We start from the raw sequence: 18,833 nt of genomic DNA, 5'->3' as shown, positions 1-18,833 counted from the left end.
AATAAATGCTAAGAACAGCTATGGGAAAAGGCTAAAATGCGCGACCCCAGCTAACCGCTGACCCAAATTTCAATGCGCCCCACAAGGTTCGCTACGTGATCGAGTTCCAACAGGTACATAAGACCTACCGCGTTGCCGGTAGGGAAATCCCCGCACTGAATCCGACCAGCCTGACCATCGAAGATGGCCAGGTGTTCGGCCTGATCGGCCATTCCGGCGCCGGCAAAAGCACCATGCTGCGCCTGATCAACCGCCTGGAAGAACCTTCCGGCGGCAAGATCATCGTCGACGGCGAAGACGTCACCGCGTTCAACGCCAGCCAGCTGCGCGGCTTCCGCCAGCAGGTCGGGATGATTTTCCAGCACTTCAACCTGCTGGCCTCCAAGACCGTGGCCGACAACGTCGCCCTGCCACTGACCCTGGCCGGCGAGCTGTCGCGCAGCGAAATCGACAAGCGCGTCACCGAGCTGCTGGCCCGCGTGGGCCTGTCGGACCACGCCAAGAAGTACCCGGCGCAGCTGTCCGGCGGCCAGAAACAGCGCGTGGGCATCGCCCGTGCCCTGTCCACCAACCCGAAGATCCTGCTGTGCGACGAGGCCACCAGTGCCCTCGACCCGCAAACCACGGCCTCGGTCCTGCAACTGCTGGCCGAAATCAACCGTGAGCTGAAGCTGACCATCGTGCTGATCACCCACGAGATGGACGTGATCCGCCGTGTCTGCGACTGCGTGGCGGTGATGGACGCCGGCCAGATCGTCGAGCAAGGCTCGGTGGCCGATGTGTTCCTGCACCCGCAGCACCCCACCACCAAGCGCTTTGTCCAGGAAGACGAGCAGGTCGATGAAGGCGAGCAACGCGACGACTTTGCCCACGTACCGGGCCGCATCGTGCGCCTGACCTTCCAGGGCGACGCCACCTACGCGCCGCTGCTGGGCACCGTGGCCCGCGAAACCGGTGTGGACTACAGCATCCTGGCCGGGCGTATCGATCGTATCAAGGATGTCCCCTATGGCCAGCTCACCCTCGCCCTGATCGGCGGAGACATGGAAGCGGCGTTCGCCCGCTTCAAGGCAGCTGATGTACATATGGAGGTACTGCGTTGATGGACGCCCTTAGTTTCTTTGCCAACGTCGACTGGGCCGAAATCTGGCTGGCCACCATCGACACCATGATCATGCTGTTCGGCTCGCTGTTCTTCACCGTGCTGCTGGGCCTGCCACTGGGTGTGCTGCTGTTCCTCTGCGGGCCAAAGCAGATGTTCGAGCAGAAGGGCGTGTATGCGCTGCTGTCGCTGGTGGTCAACATCCTGCGCTCGCTGCCGTTCATCATCCTGCTGATCGTGATGATCCCGTTCACCGTGCTGATCACCGGCACCTCGCTGGGCGTTGCCGGCGCCATCCCGCCGCTGGTGGTGGGTGCCACGCCGTTCTTCGCCCGCCTGGTGGAAACCGCCCTGCGTGAAGTGGACCGCGGCATCATCGAGGCTACCCAGTCGATGGGCGCCACCACCCGCCAGATCATTACCAGTGCGCTGCTGCCAGAGGCCCGTCCGGGTATCTTCGCGGCCATTACCGTCACCGCCATCACCCTGGTTTCGTATACCGCCATGGCCGGTGTGGTGGGTGCCGGTGGCCTGGGCGACCTGGCGATCCGCTTCGGTTACCAGCGTTTCCAGACCGATGTGATGGTAGTGACCGTGGTACTGCTGCTGGTACTGGTTCAAGTACTGCAGAGCGTGGGCGACAAACTGGTCGTGCATTTTTCCCGTAAGTAACCCCAATGGGGTCGGCCTGGCCGACCCGTTCGGGGGCCGTCGCGGCCCTCACAAGGAGTGATCAATGAAGAAGCTGCTTGCTGTCGCTGCCGCTGTTGCGGCCTTCTCGGCCCACGCCGATACCCTGACCGTTGCCGCCACCCCGGTGCCGCACGCCGAGATCCTCAACTTCGTCAAACCACAACTGGCGAAAGAAGGCGTGGAGCTGAAGGTCAAGGAATTCACCGACTACATCCAGCCGAACGTACAGGTGGCCGAAAAGCGCCTGGACGCCAACTTCTTCCAGCACCAGCCGTACCTGGATGAGTTCAACAAGGCCAAGAAGACCGACCTGGTAAGCGTGGCTGGCGTGCACATCGAGCCGCTGGGCGTGTATTCCACCAAGATCAAGGACCTGAAAGAGCTGTCCTCCGGCGCCACCGTGGTCATCCCCAACGATGCCACCAACGGCGGCCGCGCCCTGCTGCTGCTGGACAAGGCAGGCGTGATCAAGCTGAAGGACAACAAGAACATCCTGTCGACCGTCAAAGACATCACCGGTAACGACAAGGGCTTGAAGTTCCGCGAGCTGGAAGCCGCCACCATCCCGCGTGTGCTGACCCAGGTCGATGCCGCCCTGATCAACACCAACTACGCGCTGGAAGCCAAGCTGAACCCGTCGAAAGACGCCCTGGCCATCGAAGGCAGCGACTCGCCCTACGTGAACATCCTGGTTGCCCGCCCGGACAACAAGGATTCGGAAGACATGAAGAAACTGGCGGCTGCACTGCACTCGCCTGAGGTGAAGCAGTTCATCCTCGAGAAGTACAAAGGCGCTGTGGTTCCGGCGTTCTGAGCCAACATCCCCGGGGCCGCTTTGCGGCCCTTTCGCGACACAAGGCCGCTCCCACAAAGTAAGGCGTACGCCGATCGCTGTAGGAGCGGCCTTGTGTCGCGATAGGCCTGCGCAGCAGGCCCAGTATTCTCAATCCCGCTTCACAAGCCCGGGCAACTGCGCCACCAGCTTCTGGTTGTTGAACGGCGCACGAATGAACCCGCGCTGACGCCCATCCGGCCCGACTACCGCCAGGTTACCGCTGTGATCCACGGTATACCCCGGCTTGCTGGTATCCGCCGGAATGAACGGAATGCTCAAGGCATTGGCCAGCTTCTGGGTGTCTTCGATCGAGCCCGCCACCCCGACAAAGTCCTTGTCGAAATAGCCCAGGTACTGCTTCAGCTGGTTCGGCGTGTCGCGGTTGGGGTCCACACTCACCAGCACCACCTGCAGCCGGTCGACGGCTTCCTTGGGCAGCTCGCTCTTCACCTGACGCAACTGGGCCAGGGTGGTCGGGCAGATGTCCGGGCAGTAGGTGTAGCCAAAGAACAGCAGCGACCATTTGCCTTTCAGGTCATCCAGCTGCACGGGCTGGCCGTCCTGGTTGGTCATGGTCACGTCGGCCACGGCGCGGCTCTGCGGCAGCAGGATGATGCCGGCGTCGATCAGCTCGGTGGGGTTGGGCTGGTCGCGGCCATTGAGCACCTTGTTGACGGTCAGGCCCAGGATCAACGCGACCAGGGCGACGAGGATAAAGACGGTTTTCTGGGTTCGGGTCATAGGTTCAGCAACAGGTAGTGGTCGAGGAGCAACGCGATGAACAGCGCGAACAGGTAGCCGATAGAGTACTTGAAGGTGCCGATCGCCGCGTGCGGGCGGCTGCCACGGTACAACACCCAGGCCCATTGCAGGAAGCGCAGGCCCAGGGCCAGGGCACAGGCCAGGTACAGCGGGCCGCTCATGTGGATGGCATACGGCAGCAGGCTCACCGCCAGCAGAATCAGGGTGTACAGCAGGATATGCAGCTTGGTGTAGCGCTCGCCATGGGTCACCGGCAGCATGGGGATATCGGCCTTGGCGTACTCTTCCTTGCGGTGGATGGCCAGGGCCCAGAAGTGCGGTGGGGTCCAGGCGAAGATGATCAGCACCAGCAACAAGGGTTCGGCGCTGACATGGCCGCTTACCGCCACCCAGCCGAGCAACGGCGGGGCGGCGCCGGCCAAACCACCGATGACGATGTTCTGCGGCGTGGCGCGCTTGAGAAAGCCGGTGTAGAGCACCGCATAACCCAGCAACGAGGCCAGGGTCAGCCAGGCGGTGAGGGCGTTGGTGAACGCCAACAGCAGGGCCATGCCCAGCAGCGCCAACGTCAGTGCAAACAGCAACGCCGGCAGCGGCTCGACCCGGCCTTGGGCCAGCGGCCGCTTGTGGGTACGGGCCATCAGCGCATCGATGCGCCGGTCCACCACATGGTTGACCACCGCCGCAGCGCCAGCGCACAAGCCGATGCCCAGGTTGCCGAACAGCAGCACGCTCCAGCCGACCCCCGCCCGTGTGGCCAGGAACATGCCCGCCAGCGAAGTGATCAGCATCAGTACCACCACCTTGGGCTTGGTCAGCTCCAGGTAATCGCGCCAGCTGGCCCGTCGTGCGCTCAGAAGCGTCGCCACGAGTCGTTCCTCATGTGATGGGAAATGCCCACACCGGCCACCGGCCGCAGGCGCCAACCTTGGCCGACACCCACGCGAACCTTGTCGACCACTCGAATGCGGTAGTTCACCAGCACCATGCTCAGCAGCAACAGCACCCCGCCGGCATTGTGCGCGACAGCCACCGCCAGCGGCAGGTGGAACACCACGTTGCTGATGCCCAGGCCCACTTGCAGGGCCAGCGCCAGCAGCACCAGCCGCGCCAGGCCGGGGAGGCCACAGCGGTACAGCTTCCAGCTGAGCATCAGCAGCACGCAGGTCACCACTAGCGCGCCCAGGCGGTGGCTGATGTGGATGGCCGTGCGGGCATCACTGTCCAGTTGCCCGCCCAGGTAATTGGGCCCGACGTGCTGGGTGAGGTGGAAGCCATTGCTGAAGTCCGCCGCGGGCCACCACTGGCCATGGCAGGTGGGCAGGTCGATGCAGGCCACCGCCGCGTAGTTGGCACTGACCCAGCCGCCCAGGGCGATCTGGCCGATCACCACCAACAGCGCCAGCGCAGCGATCCGGCGCAGGCTCAGCGGCAGTTTCGGCAAGGGTGCAAAGGCCCGGGACAGACGCAGTGACAGCAGGAACAGCAAGCTCAGGGTGGTGAAGCCGCCCAGCAGATGCGCCGTTACCACCTGCGGCCACAGCTTCAGGGTCACCGTCCACATGCCGAAAGCCGCCTGGGCCAGCACCACACCCAGCAACAGCACCGGCAGGCGATACGGCTGGCCATCGCGGGCATGCCGGCGCAGCGCCTGGAAGGCGAGCAGGGCAATCACCATGGCCAAGGTACCGGCAAAATAGCGATGGACCATCTCGGCCCAGCCCTTGGCCTCTTCCACCGGGTGATCGGGGAAGTGTAGTTCGGCATGGGCGAGCTGAGCCTCGCTCTTGGGCACGCTGATAAAGCCATAGCAACCCGGCCAGTCGGGGCAGCCGAGGCCGGCGTGGGTCAGGCGGGTATAGGCACCCAGCAGCACAACCAGCAGTGCCAGCAGGGTGGCGAACACAGCTATGCGGAATCCAGGTCTGGCCATGGCAGGCTCCTAGCCGATGTTGGAAAGCTTCAGCAGGTGGCGCAGGTCATCCAGCACATGCTTGCCGTTGGCCTTGCCGTCGTAACGCAGCACCAGGTTGCCGTGGGGGTCGACGATCCACAGCTGCGGGCCAGGCTCGCCCACCTTCTGCAGGTAGCGCGGGGCATCCAGCGGGTAGCGTTGCAACTGCGGGTACTCGCGGCCCAGCAGCGCCTGGTAGTCGGCGCTCAGCGGTTGGGCGGTGGCCAGCGCATGGCTGGCACGGCTGGCATCACGGCCCAGGCCCACCTGGATCTGCCGGGCCAGGTACACCAGGCGCTGGCAGTCCTCGGCACAGGCTTCGGGTGCGCTGACCAGCAATTGCCAACGCTCGTCCTTGCCTGCCACGCCGATATCGGTGCGGCTTTCACCGTTGCCGATCATGGCGCCGTGGTAGCTGCGGCCTTCCGGCACCCAGAACTTGAGCTTGTACATACTGGTAGCCAAAATCATCGGCCCGAGCACCACCAGCAGAATCAGCAAAAGCTGCAAACGCCCGCGGGCTCTGGGTTTGCTACGTTCAGGCACGTCCAGTGGAGTGGCGGTGGCCATGGCGTTTCTCCTTGTTGTGGTGCCAGCCGAAATAGAGGTAGAGCAGAACCAGTGCGCCAGCCAGTGCAAACCATTGCACGGCGTAGCCCAGGTGTTTTTCCGGGCCCATGGCGACAACCGGCCAATCCAGGCGATAGGTCGCCGGGCCGGGCTCCAGGCGCAACTCATGGGCAAAGCCTTCGCGGCCCAGGGTTGGCCAAAACTGTGCGGCATCAACGGCGGTGAGCAGATGCGGCCATTGGCCGCCTTCAGGGTCGGGATGCAGCTGGAATGTGCTGCCGGGCGATACGTACACCGAGGCGTCCAGTGCCAAGGCCTGTGAAGGGGTATCGAAATGCACCGGCACGCGGCGGTCTGGCCATGGCAGCCAGCCGCGGTTGATCAGCAACCACTGGCCACTGGCCTGGTCATGGAAGGGTTGCAACAGTTCGACACCGGCCTGGCCATCGCGCATGCGGTTGTCGAGGAGCACGCTGTGCTCGGCGTCGAAGCGGCCGTACAGGTGCACGCGGCGAAAGGCGTTGTCGTCGCTTGATGCGAGCTGGGCGGTGGTGATCGGTGCCTCGATGCGCCGCTCGGCATAGGTGGCCAGCAGCACGCGCTTTTCCTCGGCACGGCCGAGTTGCCAGCAGCCAAGCGCGATCAGCCCCGGCAGCAGTGCAAGCACCACCAGGGTCGGTACCCAGCCTGGGCGAAACGGCCTCACGGGCGCCTCGCTATACTTATCCACATCACCGCATCCCCCCGGAGTAGCGCCATGCTCAAGGCCGCGATTGTCCTGATGCTGTTGGCCACGATTGCCAGCCTGTTCAGTGGCCTGGTGTTTCTGGTCAAGGACGATGAAAACTCGACTCGCCTACTGAAGGCACTGACCGTGCGGGTGACCCTGGCGGCCCTGACCATTGGCCTGGTGGCCTACGGCTTTATCAGTGGCCAGCTGGTCTCCCACGCGCCCTTCTGAACCCCTACGCCGCTCCCTGTAGGAGCGGCCTTGCGTCGCGATGGGCCGCGTAGCGGCCCCAAATCCTGCAACCGCCGACTCACCTGAAAGATCGCATTGGCAGTTTTGGGGCCGCTACGCGGCCCATCGCGACACAAGGCCGCTCCTACAGGGACCGTGCTGCCGGCATAGCCATGTCTTGCCAGTCACAGCACATACACAAAGATGAACAACCCCACCCACACCACATCAACGAAGTGCCAGTACCAGCTGGCCGCCTCGAAGCCAAAGTGTTTTTCCGGGTTGAAGTGCCCGCGCAAAATGCGCACGAACATCACGATCAGGATGATCGTGCCCAAGGTCACGTGGGCACCGTGGAACCCGGTGAGCATGAAGAACGTCGCGCCATAAATCCCCGAACCCAGCGTCAGCCCCAGCTTGGTGTAGGCCTCGTGATACTCGAAGGCTTGCAATGCAATGAAGCTGAGCCCCAGCAGGATGGTCAGGGCCATCCAGAATTTCAGCGGCCCGCGGTGGTCACGGCGCAGGGCGTGGTGGGCGATGGTGATGGTCACACTGGAACTGACCAGCAAGATGGTGTTGATCAGCGGCAGGTGCCACGGGTCGATCACTTCCTTGGGCGGCGGGAACAGTTTCGGGTCGGGGGTGTGCAGCAGCGGCCAGGTGAATTCGAAGGTCGGCCACAGCATGTGTGCAACCCCTTTGGCCCCTTCCCCCCCCAGCCACGGCCCGGCGAGTACGCGCACGTAGAACAACGCACCGAAGAAGGCCATGAAGAACATCACTTCAGAGAAGATGAACCAGCTCATGCCCCAGCGGAACGAGCGGTCCAGCTGCGGGCTGTACAGCCCCGCACGGCTCTCCTTGACCACTGCCCCAAACCAGCCAAACAGCATGTAGGCCAGGAACAACGCGCCCACGAAGAAGATCAGCGGCCCGTGCGATTCCGGGTGCCCGGCCTTCATGTCGTTGAACCAGGTGCCCAGGCCGAACACCGTGATGAACATGCCGATGGTGGCGATGATCGGCCACTTGCTCTGCGCCGGAACGTAGTAGTGCTGATGACTTGCCATTGCTGTTCTCCTTCCCTTAACGGGCGCCCTGGACGTCCTGGGCCGCAACATGCGCGACCGGCGGGTGGCGAGCGGTGATGTCGAACAAGGTGTAGGCCAGTGTCAGGTGCTTCACGCTGGCCGGCAGGTCGCGGTCGACGATGAAGCGCACCGGCATCTCGATGCGTTCGCCGGGCTGCAGCACCTGCTGGGTAAAGCAGAAGCACTCGGTCTTGTGGAAGTACGCCGCGGCTTCGGCCGGGGTGATGCTGGGTATCGCCTGCGCGCTCATGGGCCGGTCGGTCGGGTTGTGCGCGACAAAGATCATCTGGTTCACCGCCCCCGGGTTGACCTCCAGTTGGTCAGCCGTGGAGTAGAAGTCCCAGACCATGTCGCTGGCATTGGTCGACATGAACTGCACCCGCACCGAACGCGACGGGTCGCTGACCTGGCTGCCTTCGTATTGCCCGCCGGTCTTGCCGTTGATGCCGAAGGCCTTGCACATCACGTCGTAGATCGGCACCAGGGCGAAGCCGAAGGCGAACATCACCACCGTCAGCATCAGCAGGCGCGTTACCAGGCGTTTCAGCGACAGGCCGTTCATGGCGGGTTTCCTATTTCACTTCCGGTGGTGTCTGGAAGGTGTGGTAGGGCGCAGGCGAGGGGATAGACCACTCCAGGCCCTCGGCGCCATCCCAGGGCTTGGCCGGTGCCGGCGCGCCGCCGCGGATGCACTTGATGACAATGAACAGGAAGAAGATCTGCGTGGCGCCGAACATGAAGGCACCGATCGACGACACCATGTTGAAGTCGGCGAACTGCAGGTTGTAGTCGGGGATGCGTCGCGGCATGCCGGCCAGCCCCACGAAGTGCATGGGGAAGAAGGCCATGTTCATGCCGACGAACGACAGCCAGAAGTGCAGCTTGCCGAGGGTTTCGTCGTACATGTGGCCGGTCCATTTCGGCAGCCAGTAGTAGGCCGAGGCGAAGATGCCGAAGATTGCCCCGGGCACCAGCACGTAGTGGAAGTGCGCCACCACGAAGTAGGTGTCGTGGTACTGGAAGTCCGCCGGGGCGATGGCCAGCATCAGCCCGGAGAAGCCGCCGATGGTGAACAGGATGACAAAGGCGATGGCGAACAGCATCGGCGTCTCGAAGGTGAGCGAGCCCTCCCACATGGTGCTGACCCAGTTGAACACCTTCACCCCGGTGGGCACGGCAATCAGCATGGTGGCGTACATGAAGAACAGCTCGCCCACCACCGGGATGCCGACCACGAACATGTGGTGGGCCCAGACAATGAACGACAGGAAGGCAATGGCGCCGGTGGCGTACACCATCGAGGTGTAGCCGAACAGCGGCTTGCGCGAGAACGCCGGGATGATCGAGCTGACCGCGCCGAACGCCGGCAGGATCATGATGTACACCTCGGGGTGGCCAAAGAACCAGAACACGTGCTGGAACAGCACCGGGTCACCGCCGCCGGCGGCACTGAAGAAGCTGGTGCCGAAGTGGATGTCCATCAGCATCATGGTCACCACGCCGGCCAGCACCGGCATTACCGCAATCAGCAGAAACGCGGTAATCAGCCAGGTCCAGACGAACAGCGGCATCTTCATCAGGGTCATGCCAGGCGCACGCAGGTTGAGGATGGTGGCAATCACGTTGATCGCGCCCATGATCGAGCTGATGCCCATCAGGTGGATGGCGAAGATGAAGAAGGTGACGCTGGCGGGCGCATAGGTGGTGGACAGCGGGGCATAGAACGTCCAGCCGAAGTTCGGCCCGCCGCCCGGGCTGAACAGGGTCGAGACCAGCAACAGGAAGGCTGCCGGCAGCAGCCAGAAGCTGAAGTTGTTCATACGCGGCAGGGCCATGTCGGGCGCGCCGATCATCAACGGGATCATCCAGTTGGCCAGGCCGACGAAAGCCGGCATCACCGCACCGAACACCATGATCAGGCCGTGCATGGTGGTCATCTGGTTGAAGAAGGCCGGCTCGACGATCTGCAGGCCGGGCTGGAACAGTTCGGCGCGGATCACCATGGCGAACGAGCCGCCGAGCAGGAACATGATGAAGCTGAACCACAGGTACATCGTGCCGATGTCTTTATGGTTGGTGGTCAGCACCCAGCGCATCAGGCCCTTGGCCGGGCCGTGGGCGTGCTCATGGCCGTGGGCGTGGTCGTCGATCACTGTGCTCATGTCCTGTCTCCTGCAACCCATTGATTGCCGCGAGTAACCCGGTTCATTGCGCTTCTGCCTGCTTCAGCGCCAGCACGTCCTTCGGCGTGACCATGTCGCCCTTGTTGTTGCCCCAGGCGTTGCGTTCGTAGGTGACAACGGCGGCAATGTCGACTTCCGAGAGCTGCTTGCCGAACGCCGCCATGGCGGTGCCGGGCTTGCCGTGGAAGACGATGCTCAGGTGGCCTTCCTTCGGCCCGGTGGCAATCTTCGAGCCCTTGAGCGCCGGGAACATCGGCGGCAGGCCCTGGCCTTCGGCCTGGTGACAGGCCACGCAGGTGGTGTGGTAAACCTTGTCGCCACGTGCCACCAGCTCGTCCAGGGTCCATTCCTTGCTGGTCAACTCTTTGAGCTTGGCAGCTTCTGCCTTGCGCTCGCCCAGCCAGGTGTCGTAGTCGGCCTTGGATTTGACCTCCACCACCACCGGCATGAAGCCATGGTCCTTGCCGCACAGCTCGGTGCACTGGCCGCGGTAGATGCCGGGCTTTTCGATACGGGTCCAGGCTTCGTTGACAAAGCCCGGGATGGCGTCGCGCTTGACCGCGAAGGCCGGCACCCACCAGGAGTGGATGACGTCGGCGGCAGTCACCAGGAAGCGCACCTTGGCGCCCACCGGCAGCACCAGCGGCTGGTCGACTTCGAGCAGGTAATGCTCGTCTTTGGGGGCCTTGTTGTGAATCTGATCGGCGGGGGTGGCCAGGTTGCTGAAGAACTCCACGTCCTGGCCCAGGTATTTGTAGTGCCACTTCCACTGGTAGCCGGTGACCTGGATGTCGATGTCCGACTCGCTGGCGTCGTAGATGTCGATCAGGGTCTTGGTGGCCGGTATGGCCATCACCACCAGGATCAGGAAGGGCACCACGGTCCACATGATTTCCACCCAGGTATGCTCGTGGAAATGCGCGGCCTGCTGGCCTGTGGAGCGGCGGTGGACGACCATGGACCAGAACATCGCGCCGAACACCACGATGCCAATGATCACGCAGATCCAGAAGATGGTCATGTGCAGGTCGAAGACGGCGTTGGAAACTTCCGTCGCCCCCGGGTGCATGTTCACGGTCCAGGCGGCGTTGGCCTGACCAAAAACCGACCACAACAGGAGGCCCATCCAGACATGTGGATGTCGCATCATTGCGGGTTCCCCTTCTAATTCTTGTTGTCCCGGAGGCGTGGCCTGCGGCAAGAGGGAACGGCGGTCAAGACTGCCTGGCTTCGACGACCGAGCCCCTGCAAAAGCAGTCGGGCCTCATCAACGAATCACGTTCAACGGGAGTATAGACAGCGACCAATGGCACGCAATGAAGCCTGTGAAATGAACTTCACGAAATGACTGAATGGTCTGAAAACCGCGCGCTTGATAGGGTGTGGCGCAATAATGGCATTTTTATATGCCTGGCAGCGCACACGTTTGCGCGGCTTATAACAAATGCGTCTTAGGTATTCTGTATACCGAGCTAATTTAGTGTCTTCCGTTTGAAACGTAATGTCCCTGGAGTTGTCATGAACATCGCTGCTGTACGCGAGCAGGTAAGCCAAGCCCATCAACATGAAGGCCAGACCGGCCAATTGAAAGAGCGTCTCGAGCTGCAACTGCCCCACCTGCACCCCTCGATCCAACTGCCTGAGCAGGACGCCCAGGGTACTTTGGCGCGCTTCGTCAGCGCCTACATCGATCAGGTTCCGGAACTGCTGGAGGCCGCCCACGAGGTCGCCCGCGAAGCCGGGATCGAATCGCAGATCAAACCTGTACTGAAAATTGCCGAGGCCTACTTCCTGCAGCCGCCCAGCGTGATGCAAGGGCATGTCGGCCTGGACTGCCTGCTGGATGAGGCCTACCTGGCGCACCGCCTGGTGGAAGAGGTGAATGACCTGTACATCCGCCACTTCCAGCAGCCGCTGATTCCGGTCGACACCACGGTCGCCAACCTGATTGCCCACCAGTTGATTGGCGAGAGCTTTGCCAACCAGCTGGATGAAGTGGTGCATCACTCGGTTGACGAAATGCTCAATGACGAAAGCTTTGCGGTGGAATCGGTGGAGGCCTACCGCGAGAAACTGAGCAGCCCGGCAACCGGCGAGGCGTGGAAGCGCTGGCCGTGCCTGTCGCGGCAGCTGGGTGTCGAGCTGGGCCAGCCGGCCTGATACTCCTGCCCCGGCCTCTTCGCGGGCTTGCCCGCTCCCACAGGTTTTGCGCTGGTTTCAGCTAAGGCGCAATCCTGTGGGAGCGGGCATGCCCGCGAAAGGGCCGGATCAGGCAAAAAAGATTTCAGCTCTAGGCCCCAACCCCCGCCGTAGTCCGCAACCGCCCCTCGATCCGTCGCTTCAACCGCCGCTGTTCTATCAGCAACCGCGACCCATTGGCCGAATTGCTGCGGCCCCAGTCCTCCAGCAGCTCAAGGCACGAGTGGTCGATATAGCTCAGGTTACCCAACGGCACATGCAACGTGGTGCCCGCCGGTACGGTATCCAGCACCTGGGTCAGCGCCGGCACCTTCAGGAACGTCGCCGCACCACTTAACCGCAACTCCATGTGCCCGGCCTTCTCCAGGCTCACCAGGTTGATCTTCAGCCGCGCCGCCTTGAACGCCAGCTTCAGCAGGGTCAGGGCAAAGCCCAGCAGCACGCCGGTCAACAGGTCGGTGAAGATGATCGCCAGCGCCGTCGCCGCATAGGTGAACATCGGCATGCGGCCATAACGGCCCAGGCCACGAAACGCCTTGAAATCAACCAGCTTGATCCCGGTAAACACCAGCACACCCGCCAGGCTCGCCACCGGAATCTGCTGCAGCACGCTGCTCAACACCACCACGAAGGCCAATAGCCACAGGCCATGGAAGATTGCCGAAGCCCGCGTCTGCGCCCCCGCCTGCACATTGGCCGAGCTGCGTACGATCACGCCCGTCATCGGTAGCGCGCCCAGCACACCACAAAGCATGTTGCCGATACCTTGGGCCGACAGTTCACGGTCAAAGTCCGAACGCTGGCCGCTGTGCATGCGGTCTACCGCCGCAGCCGACAGCAAGGTTTCGGCGCTGGCGATGAAGGCCAGGGCAAAGGCGGCGACCAGCAGGGTAGGGTCGGCCAGTTGCATCAGGTCAGCCGGGCGGAGCCAGTCGATGGCCTCGGACAGGTCTGCCGGCACCTGCACGCGGTTTACCGGCAAGGCCAGCCACATACTGATGACGGTCATGGCGGCAACGCCCAACAGGGCGCCAGGGACGAAGCGCAGCCGCTGCGGCCGCAGCCGCTCCCAGCCCCACATAATGGCGATGGTGCCCAGGCCCAGCGCACCGGCCATCCAGCCGGAGCCTGCGCTTTCCTGTGGCAGGGCGGCGGCAACGGTGGACGGGAATTCCAGCAGGTTCTGCAACCCGGAAGGCTGCGGCGCCGTGTCGAACATCACATGCACCTGCGACAACACGATCAGCACGCCAATGCCCGCCAACATGCCGTACACCACCGCTGGCGCAGTGACCCGAAACCAGCAACCCAGGCGCAGGCGCCCGGCCAGCAGCTGCAACAGCCCGGCCAGCAACAGGATCGGCCCGAGCATGGCCATGCCATGCTGGCGCACCAGCTCGAACACCAGTACCGCCAGCCCGGCAGCAGGGCCACTGACCTGCAACGGCGAACCGGCGAGGAAACCCACCACAATGCCGCCGATAATGCCGGTAATCAGGCCCTTTGCCGGCGGCATGCCCGAGGCAATCGCGATGCCCATGCACAACGGCAGGGCCACCAGAAAGACCACCACCGACGCCAGCAACTCACGCGGCAGGGCCGCTTTCAACTGTGTAATGTTCACCGTGTTTCTCCTTTCTCTGTCGCACGGCCATTCCTCTGGCCGTGGGCACGTTTGCCCCTGACGCGCGCGCAGGCGCGGGCCGCCAGCAGGTATGCCGGCAAGTCAGTCAGGGAATTCAAGGCAGCCGAAGGCCGCGCCACACCCCTACAGGGTGCAGCCGGCTATCAAGGTTCTAGCGGTGGATGGGTCGCTTAGTAGCGACCTCTCGGAGTAGCGCAGGGGACCGGCTCGCCAGCAGCCAGGGGCAGGAAGCTGTCGCTGATGGCGTCATAAGCTTCGATCTTGCTGGTTTCGATGTCGTAAACCCAGCCATGAATGAACAGCTCACCGGCTGCAAGGCGCGAGGCAACCGAAGGATGGGTGCGCAGGTGATGCAACTGGGCGATCACGTTTTCCTTGGTCAGCACCTGCATGGTTTCGTGTTCGGTACCGCACGAGCAGTTGTTCTCGACCACGGTACGCGCCACTTCGGCATGGCGAAGCCAGGCGGAAACAGTCGGCATCTTGGTCAGCGATTGCGGGTTGAGTACCGCACGCATGGCGCCACAGTCGGAGTGGCCACAGACGATGATGTGGTGCACTTTCAGCGCAAGTACGGCGTACTCGATTGCGCTGGAAACACCGCCATTCATCTGGCCATAAGGCGGTACCACGTTACCCACGTTACGGGTTACGAACAGGTCGCCTGGCGAGCTCTGGGTGATCAGCTCGGGGACGATGCGCGAATCGGCGCAGGTGATGAACATGGCACGCGGCGTTTGCGCAGTGGCGAGCTTCTTGAACAGCTCTTGCTGCTCGGGGAAGACGTCATGGTGAAAGCGCAGGAAGCCGTCGACGATGTGCTTCAGGGCGGCATCGGCGCCCTCAGCGGGTACCTCCGGAACGACCTTGGATGGGTCCTTGACGGGCATGATTCATCCTCTTGACGGTGTGTTGGTAAATCCATTTTACCGGGGAAAGATTCTGGCTATGCAGGGTTTTAGATGACACGCACGGGCCATAGATCACAGTCGGTGTGGACTGATTTCCTACGCTAGCGGGGAAAACTTAACTGAAACTTAATTCGAAGGCTCTAGAACGGGCGTTCCAGATATAAAAGGCGGGTTCTTGATAATAGCAAAAAAACATCAACTGCCAATATGTATTAGCGCAATTATTAGCTCGGATTAGTTGTATTGAGGGCTGGCAATGGGCCCCATGTGGGAACCTGAGTGCTGCGCAGAACCTGTGGGAGCGGGCGTGCCCGCGAAGGGGGCGACACGGTGTATGGCACCGGCTGCGCCGGTGTTCGCGGGCACGCCCGCTCCCACAAAAGCCCTGCTCTGTTCGAAGAATCAGAATAGGGCCATCTGCCCACCGGGCGGGCAGAAGGCAGAGCAATCCAGCGCCTGCGCCTCGCGCCCTTCGAAATCAAGGCGTTTCATGGCTTTGGCAAACCGTTGTGCCAACAGCTCGGCAAACACACCTTCACCGCGCATGCGCGCGCCAAACCGGCTGTCATACAGCTCGCCGCCCCGGCTCTGGCGGATCAGGCTCAATACATGGGCCGCCCGTTGCGGGTAATGGTCCTGCAGCCACTGCTCGAACAGCGGCGCCACTTCCAGTGGCAGGCGCAGCATCATGTAGGCCGCGCTCTGTGCACCCGCTTCCCTGGCAGCCTCCAGCAAGCGCTCCAGCTCACTGTCGTTGATCATCGGAATCATCGGCGAACACAGCACACCCACCGGCACACCCGCCTCGCGCAGCACGCGGATGGCCCTCAAGCGGGCATTGGGTGACGCCGCCCGCGGTTCCAGTACCCGCTTCAGGTCATCGTCCAGCGTGGTCAGGCTGATCATCACCCGTGCCAGACGCTGCCGGGCCATTTCGGCCAGCAGGTCGAGGTCGCGCAACACCAGCGAGCCCTTGGTCACGATGGTCACCGGGTGACGAAAACGCAGCAACACTTCCAGCAGACGCCGGGTCAGCAACTGTTCCCGCTCGATTGGCTGATACGGGTCGGTATTGGAGCCCAGGTTGATTGGCGCGCACACGTAACCCGGCTTGCTCAGCTGTTGCGCGAGCACTTCGGCGGCATTGGTCTTGGCGATCAGCTTGGTTTCGAAGTCCAGGCCGGGGGAGAGGTCCCAATAGGCATGGGAAGGGCGGGCATAGCAGTAGATGCAGCCATGTTCGCAGCCGCGGTAAGGGTTGATGGAGCGGTCGAAGGGCAGGTCGGGCGATGTATTGCGGGAGATGACCGATTTCGCCGTCTCGCTGCGCACCTCGGTGCCTTGGGTCTGCGGCACTTCCTGATACCAGCCGTCGTCCTCTGCCACCGAATGGTTGGCGGCAAAACGGTTGTGCGGATTGTGCGCCGTGCCACGGCCCTTTAGTGGTGCTGGAGGATTCATGGCTAACCCCGATACTGTATTTACATACAGTATCGTAGCTGCCTTGAATCCACCAGCGCCTCTGATCCGACCGCCAGTGCTTACTCTGTCGGTTTCTTCAGCTTCGGATTAGGAAAGAACTGCACCGTCTGTACCTTGGCCGGCGCCGCCTTGGGTGCCAGGTGGTTGACTCGGGTGCCGAGTTCCTTGGGCACCGACAAGCCCTGCTCGTTGAGGGTGTCGGTGAACCCGCAGGCGACGCACTCGCGGTGCGGTACGTCGTCTTCGCTCCACATCATCAGCTTGTCGGGCTCGCTGCACGCGGGGCATACCGCCCCGGCAATGAAGCGTTTCTTGGTCTTGTTCACAACTACCTCGCTCACGCCGCAGCGCCTTCGGTAAGACCACTATGGCGCAGCAGCGCATCGATGGATGGCTCGCGGCCACGGAAGTCGACAAACAGCACCATCGGCTCGCGCGAACCGCCTCGGGCCAGGATCGCCTCGCGGAAGGCACGGCCGGTCTCGGCATTCAGCACGCCTTCTTCCTCGAAGCGCGAGAACGCATCAGCCGACAGCACTTCAGCCCACTTGTAGCTGTAGTAGCCCGCCGCGTAACCGCCCGCAAAGATGTGCGCAAAGCTGTTGGGGAAGCGGTTGTACGCCGGTGGGCGCATGACCGACACCTCGTCACGCACGCCTTCGAGCACCTGCAGCACGCTGCGGCCGTCGCCATGGCTGGCGTGCAGCTCGAAGTCGAACAGCGAGAACTCCAGCTGGCGCACCATCATCATGCCCGACTGGAAGTTTTTCGCCGCCAGCATCTTGTCCAGCAGGTCCTGGGGCAGGGCCGCGCCGGTTTCGTAATGGCCGGAGATCAGCGCCAGGCCTTCTGGCTCCCAGCACCAGTTTTCCATGAACTGGCTCGGCAACTCGACCGCATCCCAGGCCACGCCGTTGATACCGGAAACGCCGGCATGCTCGATGCGGGTCAGCAGGTGGTGCAGGCCGTGGCCGAATTCGTGGAACAGGGTGGTGACTTCATCGTGGGTCAGCAGCGCAGGCTTGCCGGGTGCGGCCGGGGTGAAGTTGCACACCAGGTTGGCCACTGGGCTCTGCAGCTCGCCACCAGCAGTGCGACGACGGTCGCGGGCGCCATCCATCCAGGCACCGCCGCGCTTGTTGGCACGGGCGTAAAGGTCGAAGAAGAAGCGCCCGACATGCTGGCCGTTTTCCTTGATCTCGAACAGGCGCACGTCTGGGTGCCAGCTGTCGAAGCCCTTGAGCTCGGCGATTTCGATGCCGTACAGGCGCTGCACGATGCTGAACAGGCCACCCAGCACCTTGTCGATCGGGAAGTAGGCGCGCAGGGCTTCCTGCGACACGCTGTAGCGCTGCTCGCGCAGCTTCTCGCCAAAGTAGCCGGCGTCCCAGCTGGCCAGTTCAGGGCAGCCTTGCTCGGCGGCGTAGGCCTTCAGCTGCTCCAGGTCCTGGGCGGCAAACGGCTTGGAGCGCTTGGCCAGGTCACGCAGGAAGCTCAACACCTGGTCGCTGGACTCGGCCATCTTGGTGGCCAGGCTCAACTCGGCGTAGTTCTTGTAACCCAGCAACGCGGCCAGTTCCTGACGCAGGTCGAGAATTTCCTGCATTACCGGGCCGTTGTCGAACTGGCCGGCATTCGGGCCCTGGTCCGAGGCGCGGGTGCAGTAGGCAGCGTACAGCTCTTCGCGCAGGGCGCGGTCGCTGGCGTAGGTCATCACGGCGTAGTAGCTGGGGAATTCCAGGGTGATCAGCCAGCCGTCGAGGCCCTTGGCCTGGGCAGCGGCCGCCATCTGCGCCTTGGCCGAGTCGGTCAGGCCGGCCAGCGCGGCTTCGTCGGTAACGTGCTTGGTCCACGCCTGGGTGGCGTCGAGCAGCTGGTTGGAGAAGCGGCTGCCCAGCTCGCTGAGCTTGCTTTGCACTTCGGCGTAGCGCTGCTGCTGGTCCGCCGGCAGGTCGATACCCGACAGGCGGAAGTCACGCAGGGCGTGTTCGAGAATAGTCTTTTGCGCCACGTCGAAGCCGGCGGCTTCGGGGCTATCGATCAGCGCCTGGTAGGCGTCGAACAGCGCGCGGTTCTGGCCCAGTTCGGTAGAGTAGGCGCTCAACGCAGGCAGGCACGACTCGTAGGCCTCACGCAGCTCGGCGCTGTTGCACACCGCATTGAGGTGGCTGACCGGGCTCCAGGCGGCGCCCAGGCGGTCGTTCAGTTCGTCCATCGCCAGCACCAGGCCAGCCCAGGTAGGGGCCTTGCCCTGCTTTTCGAGGATCTCGGCAATGGCTTTACGGTTGTCGGCCAGGATAGCTTCGATCGCCGGCAACACGTGTTCGGCACGGATTTGCGAGAAGGGCGGCAGATCGTGGGATTGCAGAAGCGGGTTGTTCGCAGTCACGGTTTGGATACCTTGGCAGAAGAAACACTGCCCCATCTTAATTACAATCGACG

At 62.9% G+C, this 18,833-nt stretch carries 19 protein-coding genes; 5 read left to right on the top strand and 14 right to left on the bottom strand.

What is annotated here, in order from left to right; genetic code table 11:
• Positions 1-95 precede the first annotated feature (95 nt).
• The 3 genes from AK81_RS09795 to AK81_RS09785 all read left to right on the top strand — a co-directional run bounded on the left by AK81_RS09795 (position 96) and on the right by AK81_RS09785 (position 2,609).
• Positions 96-1,103, top strand: a complete 1,008-nt coding sequence (locus tag AK81_RS09795; RefSeq protein WP_043198647.1) for a methionine ABC transporter ATP-binding protein — start codon at positions 96-98, stop codon at positions 1,101-1,103.
• On the top strand, positions 1,103-1,774 hold the full coding sequence (locus AK81_RS09790; RefSeq protein WP_043198646.1) for a methionine ABC transporter permease: 672 nt from the start codon (positions 1,103-1,105) through the stop codon (positions 1,772-1,774). The genes AK81_RS09795 and AK81_RS09790 overlap by 1 nt, the downstream gene beginning before the upstream one ends.
• 64 nt (positions 1,775-1,838) lie before the next feature.
• Positions 1,839-2,609: a MetQ/NlpA family ABC transporter substrate-binding protein gene (locus AK81_RS09785; RefSeq protein ID WP_043198645.1), complete on the top strand. Its 771-nt coding sequence runs from the start codon at positions 1,839-1,841 to the stop codon at positions 2,607-2,609.
• A 129-nt stretch (positions 2,610-2,738) separates the two neighbouring features.
• Here AK81_RS09785 and AK81_RS09780 read toward each other — a convergent pair whose 3' ends face one another.
• Genes AK81_RS09780 through AK81_RS09760 form a run of 5 tightly spaced genes read right to left on the bottom strand, consistent with a single transcriptional unit; the run spans position 2,739 to position 6,622 of the window.
• On the bottom strand, positions 2,739-3,371 hold the full coding sequence (locus AK81_RS09780; RefSeq protein ID WP_043198644.1) for an SCO family protein: 633 nt from the start codon (positions 3,369-3,371) through the stop codon (positions 2,739-2,741).
• Entirely contained in the window at positions 3,368-4,261 is an 894-nt protein-coding gene (gene cyoE, locus AK81_RS09775) for a heme o synthase (protein WP_043198642.1), read from the bottom strand. Before cyoE ends, AK81_RS09780 begins: the two co-directional genes overlap by 4 nt.
• Positions 4,246-5,325 carry a COX15/CtaA family protein gene (locus AK81_RS09770; protein ID WP_043198641.1) on the bottom strand — a complete coding sequence of 360 codons (1,080 nt, stop codon included), beginning with the start codon at positions 5,323-5,325 and terminating at the stop codon, positions 4,246-4,248. The genes cyoE and AK81_RS09770 overlap by 16 nt, the downstream gene beginning before the upstream one ends.
• Positions 5,326-5,334: 9 nt before the next feature.
• Positions 5,335-5,916 carry a hypothetical protein gene (locus AK81_RS09765; protein ID WP_043198639.1) on the bottom strand — a complete coding sequence of 194 codons (582 nt, stop codon included), beginning with the start codon at positions 5,914-5,916 and terminating at the stop codon, positions 5,335-5,337.
• Positions 5,885-6,622, bottom strand: coding sequence for an SURF1 family protein (locus AK81_RS09760; RefSeq protein WP_043198637.1), 738 nt, complete (start codon positions 6,620-6,622; stop codon positions 5,885-5,887). The genes AK81_RS09765 and AK81_RS09760 overlap by 32 nt, the downstream gene beginning before the upstream one ends.
• A 51-nt stretch (positions 6,623-6,673) precedes the next feature.
• Here AK81_RS09760 and AK81_RS09755 point away from each other — a divergent pair, with 51 nt between their 5' ends.
• The gene (locus AK81_RS09755; RefSeq protein WP_043198635.1) at positions 6,674-6,877 is read left to right on the top strand and encodes a twin transmembrane helix small protein; all 204 of its coding nucleotides are present in this window, start codon (positions 6,674-6,676) and stop codon (positions 6,875-6,877) included.
• 185 nt (positions 6,878-7,062) lie between these two features.
• Here AK81_RS09755 and AK81_RS09750 read toward each other — a convergent pair whose 3' ends face one another.
• The 4 genes from AK81_RS09750 to coxB are packed head-to-tail and all read right to left on the bottom strand — an operon-like array spanning position 7,063 to position 11,304.
• Complete coding sequence (locus AK81_RS09750) at positions 7,063-7,950, bottom strand: cytochrome c oxidase subunit 3 (RefSeq protein ID WP_043198633.1); 888 nt, start codon at positions 7,948-7,950, stop codon at positions 7,063-7,065.
• 16 nt (positions 7,951-7,966) lie between these two features.
• The gene (locus AK81_RS09745) at positions 7,967-8,533 is read right to left on the bottom strand and encodes a cytochrome c oxidase assembly protein (protein WP_016484257.1); all 567 of its coding nucleotides are present in this window, start codon (positions 8,531-8,533) and stop codon (positions 7,967-7,969) included.
• Between the two features lie 10 nt (positions 8,534-8,543).
• Complete coding sequence (gene ctaD, locus AK81_RS09740) at positions 8,544-10,133, bottom strand: cytochrome c oxidase subunit I (protein ID WP_043198631.1); 1,590 nt, start codon at positions 10,131-10,133, stop codon at positions 8,544-8,546.
• Between the two features lie 43 nt (positions 10,134-10,176).
• Positions 10,177-11,304 carry a cytochrome c oxidase subunit II gene (coxB, locus tag AK81_RS09735; RefSeq protein ID WP_043198628.1) on the bottom strand — a complete coding sequence of 376 codons (1,128 nt, stop codon included), beginning with the start codon at positions 11,302-11,304 and terminating at the stop codon, positions 10,177-10,179.
• Positions 11,305-11,672: 368 nt separating this feature from the next.
• Between coxB and AK81_RS09730 the strand changes: the two genes are divergently transcribed.
• A complete protein-coding gene (locus AK81_RS09730) occupies positions 11,673-12,314 on the top strand; it encodes a hypothetical protein (RefSeq protein WP_043198626.1) in 642 nt (213 codons plus the stop codon).
• Positions 12,315-12,444: 130 nt separating this feature from the next.
• On the opposite strand, the gene AK81_RS09725 is transcribed toward AK81_RS09730, so the two are convergent.
• From AK81_RS09725 to prlC, 5 genes are all read right to left on the bottom strand, one after another.
• Entirely contained in the window at positions 12,445-13,977 is a 1,533-nt protein-coding gene (locus AK81_RS09725; protein ID WP_043198624.1) for a SulP family inorganic anion transporter, read from the bottom strand.
• Positions 13,978-14,168: 191 nt separating this feature from the next.
• The gene (locus AK81_RS09720) at positions 14,169-14,888 is read right to left on the bottom strand and encodes a carbonic anhydrase (RefSeq protein ID WP_016497399.1); all 720 of its coding nucleotides are present in this window, start codon (positions 14,886-14,888) and stop codon (positions 14,169-14,171) included.
• A gap of 423 nt (positions 14,889-15,311) precedes the next feature.
• Positions 15,312-16,370 (bottom strand): PA0069 family radical SAM protein, encoded by a 1,059-nt coding sequence (locus AK81_RS09715; RefSeq protein ID WP_043198622.1) that lies wholly within the window; start codon positions 16,368-16,370, stop codon positions 15,312-15,314.
• Positions 16,371-16,450: 80 nt separating this feature from the next.
• Positions 16,451-16,732, bottom strand: coding sequence for a YheV family putative zinc ribbon protein (locus tag AK81_RS09710; RefSeq protein ID WP_016497397.1), 282 nt, complete (start codon positions 16,730-16,732; stop codon positions 16,451-16,453).
• A complete protein-coding gene (prlC, locus tag AK81_RS09705; RefSeq protein ID WP_043198620.1) occupies positions 16,729-18,816 on the bottom strand; it encodes an oligopeptidase A in 2,088 nt (695 codons plus the stop codon). The genes AK81_RS09710 and prlC overlap by 4 nt, the downstream gene beginning before the upstream one ends.
• Positions 18,817-18,833 lie beyond the last annotated feature (17 nt).

Source organism: Pseudomonas putida W15Oct28 (genome assembly GCF_000708715.2).
In the GTDB taxonomy this organism is placed as follows: Bacteria; Pseudomonadota; Gammaproteobacteria; order Pseudomonadales; family Pseudomonadaceae; genus Aquipseudomonas; species Aquipseudomonas putida_R.
This window is presented reverse-complemented; position numbering and strand designations above follow the sequence as displayed.